We start from the raw sequence: 12085 nt of genomic DNA, 5'->3' as shown, positions 1-12085 counted from the left end.
ACTCCTGCGGGCTCAGGCGACGGTGTACTGGGTGTGGCCGCTGATCCGGCCGTCGCGGACCTGGAGGACCCGGTCGCAGTGGGCGGCGACGTCCGCGTCGTGGGTGACCATGACGAGGGCGGCGCCGGTGTCCCGGGTGGCGAAGGTCAGCAGCTGAACCACTTCCGTGCTGGTGCGCTGGTCCAGGGCGCCGGTGGGCTCGTCGGCGAAGACCACGTCCGGCTCGACGGCCAGGGCGCGGGCGATGGCGACCCGCTGGGCCTGGCCGCCGGAGAGCTGGCCGGGGCGGCGGTTCTCCAGCCCGTCCAGGCCCAGCGGCGCGAACCAGCGGCGGGCGCGGGCGACGGCCTCCTTGCGCGGCACGCCCTCCAGCATCAGCGGCAGGGCGACGTTCTCCTCGGCGGGCAGCTCCGGCAGCAACTGGCCGAACTGGAACACGAACCCGAAGCGCTTGCGGCGCAGCGCGCTGAGCCGGTTCTCGCCCAGGTCGTCGATGCGCCCCCAGCCTTCGGCCGGGGGGACCCCCATCTCGCTTCGCTCGCCGCGCAGCAGCACCTGGCCGTCGTCGGGGCGGATGATCCCGGCGAGGGTGTGCAGCAGCGTCGACTTGCCGGACCCGGACGGGCCCATGATGGCGAGCGAGTCCCGCTCGCCGACCTCGACGTCCACGCCGGCCAGGGCGGTGGTGGAGCCGTACTTCTTGACGAGGCCGTGACCGGCCAGAACGGTGCTCATGATGGATGTCCCCTGGCCCTTCTCAGCGCTCGAACTTCCAGGTGACGCTCTTGGCGTCGGCCTTGGTCACACTCACGGGGATCTCGACGCTCTCGCCGCCGCTCTTCTTGCCGGTGCAGGTGAGAGTGGCCCCGGCGACGGCCTTCAGCCCGGTCGGGCAGGTGACTTCGGAGAGCTTCTCGCCGACCCAGGGCAGCGGGTGGTACTTGCTCTCGGTGCGGCCCGCGACGATGTTCGCCGCGAGCGCCTTGTGGCCGTTCACCGATGCCGTGCTGTACTCGTCCAGCCGGCTGGTCGACTCGGTGCCGGCGAGCAGATACGTGCCGAGGCCGCCCAACGCGGTCACTGCGGTCACGCCGCCGACGACGCCGACGAGGAACTTGCTGCGCTGCATCGCGTACTCCTGGGGTCCGTGGTGAGGATGCGGCTCCACCCTCGCCCGCGCCCCCGGGCACGCGCCTCGGCCGAACGGCCGGATCACGGGCCGCGCCCTCGGCCGTTCGGCCGATCCCGCCGCCAGGGTCCGGCCTACGCCTGCCGGCCGCTCATGGACGAGGGGCGCGAGGTGCAGATCTCCTTCGAAGCGGTGTGGAGCGCCGGACCCCGACCGGCGGGCGGCCGTCCGCGGTGGTCAGGCGCGGGTGAACTCCCGGATGGCCCGGGCCAGGGCGACGGGCTGGTCCAGGGGCAGGAGGGAGTAGCTGTCCGGTACCTCCACGAGGCGTCCCCGGGGCAGAGCGGCGGCGAGGCGCCGGCCGTGGTCGGCGGGCATGACACGGTCCTTCTCCGCCCAGACGACGAGCGCCGGCCGGTCGAAGGACGGCAGCCGTTCGGCCGCTTCGAGGAGCACCTTGCGGTGGGCGGCGATCCCCCGCAGCACCCGTACCGTGTCACGGCGGATCGCCGGGAGCTTCAGGATCGGCTTGAGCCAGTCTGCGGTGACGGCGTCGCCGCGCTTGGTGAGCCAGCCGAAGGCGATCGGCAGCCGGCGTACCGGCTTGAGGCGCATCTGCTGCATGAACGCGCCGAAGGCGGCCGGGGGCAGTTTGCCGGTGAGGACGACGGTCTTTCCGGTCAGGCCCGGCGGGAAGTTGTCGTAGGCGTCGCAGGAGACGAGGACGATGCCGCCGACCCGGGCGTCGAGCTCGCCGATGATCAGCTGGACGAGGGCGCCGCCGGTGTCGTTGCCGACCAGGGTGACGTTCTTCAGGTCGAGCCGCTCCAGGAACTGGGCCACCAGCAGGGCGAGGCCCCGCGGCGAGAGGTCGGCCCCCTCCGGCATCGGGAGGGTGTGGGCGCCCAGCGGGAGGATCGGCACGACGCAGCGGTGGTCGGCACGGAGTTCGTCGACGACGCCCTTCCAGAGGGAGGCGTCCATGAGCAGGCCGTGCAGGAGGACGAGGACGGGGCCGTCGCCTCCGGTGTCCTCGTACTCGATCGTCCCGTTCGGGAGATCGACCGTTTGCCTCGCCATGTCGCTCCTCATCCCTTCGTCGCCGGCTCGGTCCGGCCGAGCGGATCACGCCCGTTCCACTGTCCTTCGGTCGCGTAGGGGCGCAGCCGCACGAACAGCGTCTCGTGGTGGAACTCCTTGTCCTGGTGTTTCTTCATCGCCTCCAGGTGACCTCCCGGGTAGGAGCCGACGGTGTACTGCCGCATCTCGCGCGCGTTGCGCCACAGGGAGAGCGTGGCCACGCGGCCGGGCGGGCGCAACAGGGACGTCCCGGCCAGGAAGCCCGGGTGGCGCTGCGCCTCGCGTTCGGCGGGGCCGGCGGCCGCCGCGAAGGGAGCGAAACGGTTCATCCGCACCCTGGCCATGGTGAGGACGGCGACCGGGTCGTCGTCGGTGGGTTTCTCCTGGCGCGGCAGGTCGGGCAGGCCGGGCCAGGCGCCGACCGTGCGCACCGGCTCGAAGCGTGCGGTCCACCCCTTGCGGTAGACGTGCGCGGTCGGGTGGGAGAGGTACCGGTCGAGGGACTGGTCGTCGTCCCAGGCCGCGATCAGGGCCACGCCGGTGACCTTCGTCGAGGGGAGGGCTCCGGTGCGCAGGGGGCTCATCAGCCATGTCTGGGCGAAGCGCAGGCCCTCGATCGCGGCCGGGTCGGGCGCCGAGCGCAGCGCCGTGAAGGCCTCGCGGACGCCGACCTCGGCCAGGTGCACCGACATCAGCGCGACCCGGTCGTAGACCGCTGAATCCGGTACGAGCTCCGGCACGGACTCCGGTACGTGAGACATCAGTTGCCGCCTTTCGCCTTGAGGGGTGCCGTCGGCAGGAGGTGTTCGGGGCGCTCGCCGGTGTCCAGGGCGACGATCTCGGTCGCTGCTCTGCGGCCGGAGTAGATCGCGCCGGACATCGAGCCGAACTCGTGGGGCACGCTCTCCGCCCCGGCCCAGTGGATGCGCCCGACGGGCTCGCGCAGCGCGGGCCCGTACTCGGTGTAGAGGCCGGGCGGGGCGTAGGCGTGGTAGCAGCCGCGGGTGTAGGGCTCGGCCATCCAGTTCTGCTCGATGAGTTCGTAGGGCCGTCCGGCGCGCGGTCCGAAGTAGCGGGCCAGTTCGCCGAGGACGACGGCTCTGCGGCCGCCCGCGGACAGTTGGGCCAGTTCGCGGGCGGGCGGGCCGGTGACGAAGGCCGTGAGGACGCCGGGGGTGCCGTCGGGCGGGCAGCTGTCGATGGTGGCGCGGACGGGGCTCGTGGGGCTGATCACCATGCCGGTGAGGCCGTCGGCTCGCCAGAACGGCTCGTCGTAGAGCGCGAGGTACTTGATCGCCGAGCCCATCGTCATGCGCTGACTGAGCTGGTCGCGGTAGGCGGGCAGCGGCGGGTCGTAGTCGATGCGGTCGGCGAGCGGGACCGGCACGGCCATCACCACGCGGCCGCCGACGGCCTCGAAGCCGTCCCCGGTGACGGTGACCTTGTCGCCGGCGTGCCGGATGCGGCGGACGGCGGCGCCCACGTACGTCTCGTCGGCCACGCTCTCGGCGAGGCGCAGCGCCAGTCCGTGCGAGCCGCCGTCGAAACGGTTCTCCAGGACGCCTCCGGTGACCGTGGTCATGGCGCGGAATCCGCCGGTGCCGTTGGCGTAGTTGAGGACGTGCAGCAGGGAGACGTCGGCGGGGGCGGCGGCCATGCCCGCCTCGATCATCAGGCCCATGAGCGCCCGTCCGCCCCGGGTGCGCAGGTTGCGCCGGGTCCAGGAGTACATGGTCTCCCGGTCCCATCGGGCGGCGTGCGGGGCCTGCCAGGGCGCGTCCTGGGGAACCTCGCGGCGCATCCGCTCGATGCGCAGGGCGGCCTGCCCGAAGTCGACGAGGGTGGCCGGGCTCACCTTGGGGGCCATGCCCTTCCAGCGCGAGATCCGGCCGCCGTCGTCGATCAACCGGTGTCCCCGGTCGTAGACCTTGTGGGAGCCGATGCCGACCGAGCGGCCGGTGCGGGCGCTGATCGAGTCGGGTTGCCCGTTGAACTCGCAGCCCAGTTCGACGACCTTGCCCTCTCCGATCGGCCGGCTGAGCGAGCGGCCGCCGAGGCGCGGGCGGGCTTCGAGCAGTGCCACGGTCTTGCCGGCCTGCTTCAGTTCACGCGCCGCCGTGATCCCCGCGAAGCCCGCGCCGACGACGATGACGTCGGCCTCGATCCGTGGGTTCTCGCTGATGTCATGCACTGCAACAACTCCTCACGTCCTTCGGACGGGTCTCGGCGGGCGGGTCTCGGCGGGCGGGTCCGGCGGACGGGTTCTCAGGCGCCGTCGCGCAGAACGACGTCGGGGGACACGGGGGCGGGCCGGCCGTTCTTGATCATTTCGGTGAGGAGGTAGCGCCTGGCCTTGACCGTCGCGGTCCGCCGCAGGTCCTCCGGGGAGACCACGAAGGGCTCCCCGAGGCCGGTCAGGCCGACCGCGGCGCTCTTCCAGGCGAGCGGGTCCAGGGCCTTGCCGTCGCGCATGCAGATCACCGGAACCGGCCGGCCCTCGCCGTCGGGCACCACGACGATCTCCTCGGCCTCGGGGATCCGGTCCATGAGGACGTCCTCGAGCCACAGGCAGCTGTCCACCCCGTCGATGCGGTCGGCGACCCGGTCGAGGATCTCCAGCTGACCCCAGCGGCCGCGCCGGCCCCAGTCGCCGGTGTCGAACCACTTGCCGTGCCGGCGCTCGGAGAACTTCTCCGGGGTGCCGACGAAGGACAGCGCGCGGGCCCGGGTGCGGGCCTGGATCATGCCCGGCTCGGACTGGGAGCCGCGCCGCTTGCCGGTGGCGGGGTCGGCGATGCGGGCGCGCACCCCCGGCACCTCCCAGCCGACGCTGCGCGAGTCACGGCCGATCAGCCGGGCGGCGGAGCGCCTGGTGTAGGGGCGCACCGACACCACCTGCGTCTCGGTCATGCCGTAGCACTGCCACCACAGCGGCAGGGCGCGGGTGGAGGCGTCCAGGAAGCGGCGGATGGTGCGCGGGTGGATGGCGTCGAAGGTGTTGATGAAGATGCGGACGCCCGCGAAGGGCTGCGCGGGGTCGTCGAGCAGGCGCTCCCAGCCGACATAGGCGTTGGGGTGGGCCTCCAGGATGGTGGGGCGGTGGCGCTGCAGCAGGCGGAGCATGGTCTCGTCGTCGGGCCGGCCGATGCCGAGCAGCGGGGTGCCGCGCGAGAACGCGGCCTGCTGGGTGATGGCCCCGCGGACGTGGACGTGCGAGATCGCGCTCGCGAACAGCTCGTTGCCGTTGTGCAGGAACGGGAAGACCGACTCCATGAAGGCGGAGAACGACACGGCCTTCGCGGAGGTCTCCGCCAGCTTCGACACCCCCGTCGTGCTCGACGTGTGGGTGATCATCATCGGGTCCTCGTCCTTGAGGGGCGTCGGCGCGGGCACCGCACCGCCCCACAGGTCCTCGACCGGGACGCCCCCGTCGATGTCGGCGATGGCCCTGACGCCGAGGGCTTCGAGCCGGGCCCGGTCCAGGCGCGCGTACTCGGCGGTCCTCGGGTCGGTGACCAGGAACCGGGCCTGCAGGCGTTCGAGGAGGATGTTGATGATGTCGGGGTCGAGGCCCGCGGACAGCAGCGCGGGCACGGCGCCGATCCGGGCCGCCGCCCAGGCCAGCGCCTGCACGTCGTAGTTCGGGGTCTTGACGATCGCGACCCGGTCCCAGCGTTTGACGCCGGCGGCCTTGAGGACCGCGGAGAACTGCTCCACCAGGTGCGCGAACTCGACGTAGTCCAGTTCGGTGCGCTGCTCGGGGTCCCAGGCGAAGGGCTGGTCGAGGAAGAGCGGGACGCGGCCGTGGCGCTCGGCGGCGAGTTCGGCCATCAGGCCGACGTTGACGGGCTTGAGCAGGGCCACCCGGTGCGGCTCGAACTGGCCCCGCAGGACCTTTCCGAGGCTGGTGCGCCGGACGGAGCCGCCGGTCTGCCCGCCGGGCACACCGGTCACCCTGGGCCTTCGTGTCTGGGGCATGTCTGTCATTCCTTCCTCGCGCGTTCGGCGGTCATCAGCCGCTCGTATTCCTGCGGATCCACCAGGAGGTGCCCGGAGGAGTCGTAGAACCGTTTGTCCTGGCGGCGCCTCGCGCGCCTGATCTCGGCCCACATCCGCTCGCGCGCGGGGAGCCGGACCGCCCCGGTGAGCAGGTCGCCGACCCAGTCCGACTGGGCCTCGGCCAGCGGCATCAGCGCGGTCATGGAGTGGAGCAGGCCGATGAAGTAGAGGCCCTCGGTCTGCGGGGGCACGACCTGGTGGTAGAGCGGGGGCGCGTCGTCGCCGGCGCCGACGTGCTCCTCGTCGAGGAACGGGTACGCGATCCGGTACCCGGTGCAGTGGACGATCGCGTCCGCCTCCACCGTCTGCCCGTCGGCGAAGCGCACCTTGCGGTCCTCGGCGGCCACGATCACCGGCCGGGGCACGATCCGCCCGTGCACGATGGCCGGGAGCAGTTCGCTGCTGGCCACCAGCGGGCCCTGACCCACCTGGTAGGGGGGCGCGGGCAGGCCGTACTGCGTCATGTCGCCGTGGACGAGCTTGAGCATCAGCTTCACCAGCGGGCGGCGCTGCTCGACCGACAGCTTCTTCATCAGCGGCGACAGCCGGTCGATGGGGCGGCCCTCAAGGATCTTGGGGACGACGTAGTGGCCGGTGCGCACCGAGAGGCAGGTGGTCTCGGCGACCCGGGAGATCTCGGTGGCGAGGTCGGCGGCGGTCGCGCCGAGCCCGAGGACGACGACCCTCGCGCCCTCGAAGTCCTTTGGTCCGGCATAGTCCATGGAGTGGAGCTGGGCGCCGGTGAACTCGCCGTCGAAACGGCCGTACACGGGCTCGCCGTGGCGGCCTCCGGAGGCGACGAGGACCGCGCGGTAGGAGTGGGTGGCGCCGTCGCCCAGGGTCACCGTCCAGCCGCCGCCGGGGGCGGGGGCGGCCCGGGTCACCTCCGTGTCGAAGCGGATGTGCTCGCGTACGCCGAAGCGGTCGGCGTACGCGTCCAGGTAGCGGGCGACCTGGGTGTGGTGGGGGTAGTCCGGGCAGTCGTCGGGCATCGGGAAGCTCGGGTACTGCATGACCGTCTTCGAGGTGTTCGCGTGCAGCGAGGGGTACGCGCAGGTCCGGCCGTCGCCCGTGGGATACCGCCACAGGCCGCCGATCGCGGGGCCCCGCTCGTAGCAGTCGAAGGGGATGTTCCGCAGGACCAGGGCGCGGGCCATGGCGATGCCCGCGGAGCCGGCCCCGATCACACAGACCTTGTCGGTCACCGCTCCTCCTTCCGGCGCCCGGCCACCAGGCCGGCCACGCCGATCGCCGTGGCGGCCAGCGCGGCGAGGGTGTCGACCGTGGCGGAGGAGGGCTTCTTGCCGGTGCGCAGGCCCATCAGTCCGGCCGCCGTGTCGAGCCCGTCGCAGACGACGCCGGCCTGGAACCACAGGCGCCGGGCCGGTCCCCTGCTGAGCAGCAGACCGCCGGCCATGGCCAGGTTGCGGGCCGCGAACAGGCGGACGAGGTAGGCGCCCTCGGGGTCGTCCTTGATGGCGAAGGTCTTCGTGCCGAGCGTCGGGGCGAGGAACGCGGCGCCGCCGACGGCGCGCAGGGCGACGAGGAGCAGGGCGGCGGTGTCCTTGCCGCCCGTGCCCCGGCCCGTGTGGTGGTCCGGCTTCGTGTCCATGGCGTTGCGGGTTCCTCTCGTGGGCGGGGTCAGAATTCCTCGGTGAAGCCGGTCAGTCGCACCTGGACATGGGCCTGCCGCAGCAGGTCGAAGTCCGCCTTGGGCCGGGCGGACTGCTCCGGGTAGGAGACTCCGGCCGGCAGTTGGGCGCCCAGTGCCTGTTCGGCGGCCCACGTGGCGCCCACGGCGCTCAGGTGCGCCTGGCCGCGCGGGTCCAGCAGATCGACTCGCGCCGTCCGGCCGAGGCCGCGTGCGGTGACCGTGAGTCCGGCGAAGTCCCCTGCCCCGGGGCGCTCCAGCAGGGCCGCGCGGACCCCGCGCAGGGCGGGGCGGGCGAGGGCGCGCAGGGTCCCGGACCGCTTGAGGCCGACCAGGGCGCGCAGGGAGGCCGGGCTCTGCAGCGCCATCCGGGTCTGGACCGTCGGGACGCCGAGGGTGACCGGCACGGTGGTCTGTTCCAGCGTCCCCACCAGCGCGGCGGGGCGTACGGCGCCGTCCGCGCAGCGCACCCGGCGGGGGTCCGTCATGGGCTGCACGGGACGCCGACGGCCCTCGCGCATGGGGTAGTACGGCCAGGCCAGCCGCTCGCCGAAACCCCAGGAGTCGGGGCCGACCTGGTCGTCGGAGGAGGCCAGGACGACGATGTCCACCCGGTCGGCCGCCCCGCCGAGCTCGCGCACGACGGCGGCGGTCATCAGGGCGGCGAGCCCGGCGAACCAGCTGCCGGACAGCAGCACGGCGGCGGTGGGCTGTTCCCGGGCCGCGGCCACGCAGACGTCGAGGACGTCGGCGTTTGAGGCCCGGTGGATGTCCGCGACCGGGATGCCGTGGCGCATCGCGTCGGTGACGAGGTGGTCGTCCCCGTCGCTGACCGCCGCGAGGATCGCGGCGGGCCGCTCCGGCAGGGACGCCAGCGGACGCGGCCGCGACGCGTCGACGGCGACGGCGCTCGCGCCGAGCGAGGCCGCCAACTCCCTTGCCCGGTCCGGGTTCCGCCCACCGATCAGCAACCGCAGCCCGGGATTGCGACGCCGCAGCAGCCGTGCCGCCTGGGCGCCCACGAGCCCGTATCCGCCCACGACGAGCAGGCTTTCGCCCAGGGCGTGCTCCGCCGGGACGGCCTCCGGCTTCGTGGCGGTCGGGCGACTAGGGCGCGTTTCGAAAGTAGCGTCGTCCGCCCGCAGGGCGGGCCCGGCGGCGTCTGGTCCGTGCGATCGCAAGGCGGAGGGTCGCCCCGATACTGGTTGTATGGGGGCGATCCCGACAACGCGGCTGGGGGTCTCCCCTCTGGGGGAGGGCGTGCCGGGCGTCGCCGGGCAGACGGGACTTTCGAAACACGCCCTAGCCACGGCCCACCGCTCCCAGGATCGCCGCGCCCGGGTCGCGGTCGCCGGCCGCGCGGGCGAAGAGCTCTCGCGCTGCCCGCAGGCCCGAGTCGACGGCGCCGCCCATGGAGCCCATCTGGTGCACGCCGGTCTCGGTGCCCGCCCAGTGGATGCGGCCGATGGGGGCGCGCAGGGCGGGGCCGTAGGACGTGTAGACGCCGGGCGGGGCGAAGCCGTGGTAGCAGCCTCGGGTGAACTCCTCGTCCAGCCAGTTCTGTTCCACGAAGTCGGCCGGTTTCGCGGCGCGCGGGCCGAGGGCGCGGGTCAGTGCGCCGAGGACGGCGGTACGCCGGTCGGGTGCGGGCAGGCGCGTCAGCTCACGGGCCGCCGAGCCGGTCACGAAGGCGGACAGCACGCCCGGGCTGCCGCCGGGCGGCGAGGTGTCCAGGGCGACCCGGAAGGGGCCGTCGCTGGTGGTCACCTGGCCGCTGAAGCCGTCGGCGCGCCAGAACGGCTCGTCGTAGATCGCCAGGCACTTGAGTGCGGCGCCGGCCGGCATGCGCTGGGTGAGCTGGTCGCGGTAGCCGGGCAGCGCGGGCGCGTACTCGATGCGGCCGGAGAGGGTGAGGGGGACGGCCACCACGACCCAGCGGGCCCTCGCCTCGAAGCCCGGACCCGAGACGACGACCGAGTCGGCGCGCTGTTCGATGCGGCGGACGACCGCGCCGAGGCGTGTCTCGTCGGTGAGGGTCGCGGCGAGCTTCTGCGGGATGCTGTGCGCGCCGCCCTCGAAGCGGTAGCGCTGGATGCCGCGGCTGATCTCCAGGAGGTAGCGGAAGCCGCCGGAGGCGTTCGCGTAGTACAGGACGTGCAGCAGCGACAGGTCGGCGGGCGAGGCGCAGTACGCGGCCTCCGTCACCATCGACAGGAACTCACGGGCCGTCGGCGTCGCCACGTTGCGCCGGCACCAGGACCAGAACGTCTGGCTGTCCAGCTCCTTCGCTCCCGGCGCCAGCCAGGGAGCCTCGGGCGGGACCGTGCGGCAGAGGCGTTCGATGCGCAGGACGGCCTGGCCGAAGTCGGCGAGCGTGGCCGGCGCGAGCCGCCACGGGAACAGGCCTGTGTACGCGTGCCTGCGGCCGCCGACGAAGGTGAGCCTGCGGCCCTCGTCGTAGGTGCGGAAGCCCTCGACGCCGAGCGAACGGCCCAGCTCGGCGATCAGGGTGCTCTTGTCGCCGAAGTACTCGCCGCCGAGGTCGGCCGCCTTGCCGTCGCCGAGGTCCAGGCCCTTGAGCCGGCCGCCCACGCGGTCGCGGGCCTCCAGCAGGCGGACGGTCCAGCCGGCGGCCGTCAGCTCACGGGCCGCGGTCAGCCCGGCGAGGCCGGCGCCGACCACGACCACGTCGGCCTCCATCCGGGGCTCATCCGTTACGTGCCGCATCCGCGGTCTCCCTCCTGTCCGGTTGCGCTGTACGGGGTGTCCGGGCGGCCGGCGGGGCCGTCAGATCGGACGAGGCGAGCGCCGGGCGGCGGTTGATCCACCGACGGCGGGGTTCTCGGGCGAGGAGTCCGAGGGTCTCCTTGAGGAGCGGGCCGCGCGGCTGTGTGCCGGCCACCAGACGGCGGGCGGTGGCGAGGCCCATGTCACGCAGCGGGAAGACGTCGTAGTAGCGCGAGCGGTGGCTGAACAGGTCGAAGAACCGGTCGAGTTGGCCGCGTTCCTGGAGGCGCCTGAGCGCTTCGGGGACGGCGCCGGGCAGCGGGCCGGCCTCGCCGAGGGTGGTCGCGAGCCAGTAGTGGCCCTCGAAGCGGCGGTCCCGCCAGGTGCCCCAGCGGCGCATCGTCTCGTCGGCGCCGCCGTGGCCCGAGCCGTCGAGGGAGGCGACGATCGCCGGCGCGAGGGCCTCCACCTGGAGGAAGGCGTCGCCGATGCCGCGCCCCGCCGACGGGTCCTTGAAGTGGCCGGCGTCTCCGACGAGCACCCAGCCGGGCCCCGAGGCCTGGCGGAGGTAGCCGTCGAACTTGACGATGCCGGAGATCTTCTGCGCGATGCGGGCGCCGGCCAACGCCTTCGCGGTGGGTTCGCAGGCCCGCATGTGGGCGAGCAGCCCGGCCTCGGTGTCGCGCCGGAAGTAGTCGCGCTCGTGCTGCTCGGGCGAGACGCCGACGAGGTAGAGCCCGTTGTCGGCGGGCCCCGCCCACACCATCCGGTCGCCCCAGCGGTGGAAGACGAACAGGTCGTCGTAGGCCGGGTCGGCGCCCTCGAAGAAGGTGAAGTAGTAGGAGCGCTGGTTGTGGTTGACGTTGTACTTGTGGGAGCCGCACATGTAGGCGACGGTCGAGGAGCGGCCGTCGGCGCCGACGACCAGGGGTGCGTGCAGCCGTGCGGTCACGCCGCCCTTCTCGGTGCGTACGCCGCAGACGCGGCCGCGGTGCCACAGGATCTCGACGACCCGGGCGCCCATGCGGACGTCCGCGCCGGACTCGACGGCGGCCTCGGCGAGGATCGTGTCGAGCAGATGGCGCTGGAGGAACGCGGCGCCGCCCGGGTCGTCGAAGGCGAGCGGGAAACGGGCGTGCACCCGGAAGTCGCCGAGCCGGGTGTCGGTGTGCTTCATGAAGCGCACGCCGGTCTTCTCGACCGGCCCGAGCACGCCGAGGCGTCCCAGGAACCGCAGTCCGTCCGCCTCCAGGAGGTGGGAGGAGAGCGTCGGCCTCGGGAAGGTCGCCTGTTCGAGCACGGCCACCTTCAGGCCGGCTCGCGCCAGCAGTGTGGCGAGCGGCGAACCGGCGCAGCGGGCGCCCACGATGATCACGTCGAAGTGCTCGACGGCCGCGGGGCCGCCCGGGGTGCTCGTGCTCGAGCCGTTGACGGCCATG

At 73.2% G+C, this 12085-nt stretch carries 11 protein-coding genes; all 11 read right to left on the bottom strand.

Annotated features, from left to right (window positions below; translation table 11 throughout):
- Nucleotides 1-12: 12 nt before the first annotated feature.
- Nucleotides 13-735, bottom strand: coding sequence for an ABC transporter ATP-binding protein (locus ACIBAF_RS29265; protein WP_399466981.1), 723 nt, complete (start codon nt 733-735; stop codon nt 13-15).
- A gap of 22 nt (nt 736-757) precedes the next feature.
- Nucleotides 758-1129 carry a DUF4333 domain-containing protein gene (locus ACIBAF_RS29260; RefSeq protein WP_399466979.1) on the bottom strand — a complete coding sequence of 124 codons (372 nt, stop codon included), beginning with the start codon at nt 1127-1129 and terminating at the stop codon, nt 758-760.
- Between the two features lie 237 nt (nt 1130-1366).
- Complete coding sequence (locus ACIBAF_RS29255; RefSeq protein WP_399466977.1) at nt 1367-2209, bottom strand: alpha/beta fold hydrolase; 843 nt, start codon at nt 2207-2209, stop codon at nt 1367-1369.
- Between the two features lie 8 nt (nt 2210-2217).
- Complete coding sequence (locus tag ACIBAF_RS29250) at nt 2218-2970, bottom strand: spheroidene monooxygenase (RefSeq protein WP_399466976.1); 753 nt, start codon at nt 2968-2970, stop codon at nt 2218-2220.
- Nucleotides 2970-4400: a flavin monoamine oxidase family protein gene (locus tag ACIBAF_RS29245; protein WP_399466974.1), complete on the bottom strand. Its 1431-nt coding sequence runs from the start codon at nt 4398-4400 to the stop codon at nt 2970-2972. Before ACIBAF_RS29245 ends, ACIBAF_RS29250 begins: the two co-directional genes overlap by 1 nt.
- 74 nt (nt 4401-4474) lie before the next feature.
- A complete protein-coding gene (locus ACIBAF_RS29240; protein WP_399466973.1) occupies nt 4475-6187 on the bottom strand; it encodes an AMP-binding protein in 1713 nt (570 codons plus the stop codon).
- A gap of 5 nt (nt 6188-6192) precedes the next feature.
- Nucleotides 6193-7473 (bottom strand): flavin-containing monooxygenase, encoded by a 1281-nt coding sequence (locus tag ACIBAF_RS29235; RefSeq protein ID WP_399466971.1) that lies wholly within the window; start codon nt 7471-7473, stop codon nt 6193-6195.
- Nucleotides 7470-7880 (bottom strand): hypothetical protein, encoded by a 411-nt coding sequence (locus tag ACIBAF_RS29230; RefSeq protein WP_399466970.1) that lies wholly within the window; start codon nt 7878-7880, stop codon nt 7470-7472. Before ACIBAF_RS29230 ends, ACIBAF_RS29235 begins: the two co-directional genes overlap by 4 nt.
- Before the next feature lie 29 nt (nt 7881-7909).
- Entirely contained in the window at nt 7910-8959 is a 1050-nt protein-coding gene (locus tag ACIBAF_RS29225; RefSeq protein WP_399466969.1) for a saccharopine dehydrogenase, read from the bottom strand.
- A 262-nt stretch (nt 8960-9221) separates the two neighbouring features.
- A complete protein-coding gene (locus ACIBAF_RS29220; protein ID WP_399466968.1) occupies nt 9222-10646 on the bottom strand; it encodes a flavin monoamine oxidase family protein in 1425 nt (474 codons plus the stop codon).
- Complete coding sequence (locus ACIBAF_RS29215) at nt 10627-12084, bottom strand: NAD(P)/FAD-dependent oxidoreductase (protein WP_399466967.1); 1458 nt, start codon at nt 12082-12084, stop codon at nt 10627-10629. The genes ACIBAF_RS29220 and ACIBAF_RS29215 overlap by 20 nt, the downstream gene beginning before the upstream one ends.
- Between the last annotated feature and the right edge of the window lies 1 nt (nt 12085).

Source organism: Streptomyces sp. NPDC051677, from assembly GCF_044453465.1.
GTDB lineage: Bacteria > Actinomycetota > Actinomycetes > Streptomycetales > Streptomycetaceae > Streptomyces.
This window is presented reverse-complemented; position numbering and strand designations above follow the sequence as displayed.

Bases quoted from the DNA above. Each gene is read 5' to 3' on its own strand.
- ACIBAF_RS29220 (WP_399466968.1), bottom strand. From the start codon at position 10,646: ATGCGGCACGTAACGGATGAGCCCCGGATGGAGGCCGACGTGGTCGTG.
- ACIBAF_RS29265 (WP_399466981.1), bottom strand. From the start codon at position 735: ATGAGCACCGTTCTGGCCGGTCACGGCCTCGTCAAGAAGTACGGCTCC.
- ACIBAF_RS29255 (WP_399466977.1), bottom strand. From the start codon at position 2,209: ATGGCGAGGCAAACGGTCGATCTCCCGAACGGGACGATCGAGTACGAG.
- ACIBAF_RS29260 (WP_399466979.1), bottom strand. From the start codon at position 1,129: ATGCAGCGCAGCAAGTTCCTCGTCGGCGTCGTCGGCGGCGTGACCGCA.
- ACIBAF_RS29230 (WP_399466970.1), bottom strand. From the start codon at position 7,880: ATGGACACGAAGCCGGACCACCACACGGGCCGGGGCACGGGCGGCAAG.
- ACIBAF_RS29240 (WP_399466973.1), bottom strand. From the start codon at position 6,187: ATGCCCCAGACACGAAGGCCCAGGGTGACCGGTGTGCCCGGCGGGCAG.
- ACIBAF_RS29215 (WP_399466967.1), bottom strand. From the start codon at position 12,084: ATGGCCGTCAACGGCTCGAGCACGAGCACCCCGGGCGGCCCCGCGGCC.
- ACIBAF_RS29250 (WP_399466976.1), bottom strand. From the start codon at position 2,970: ATGTCTCACGTACCGGAGTCCGTGCCGGAGCTCGTACCGGATTCAGCG.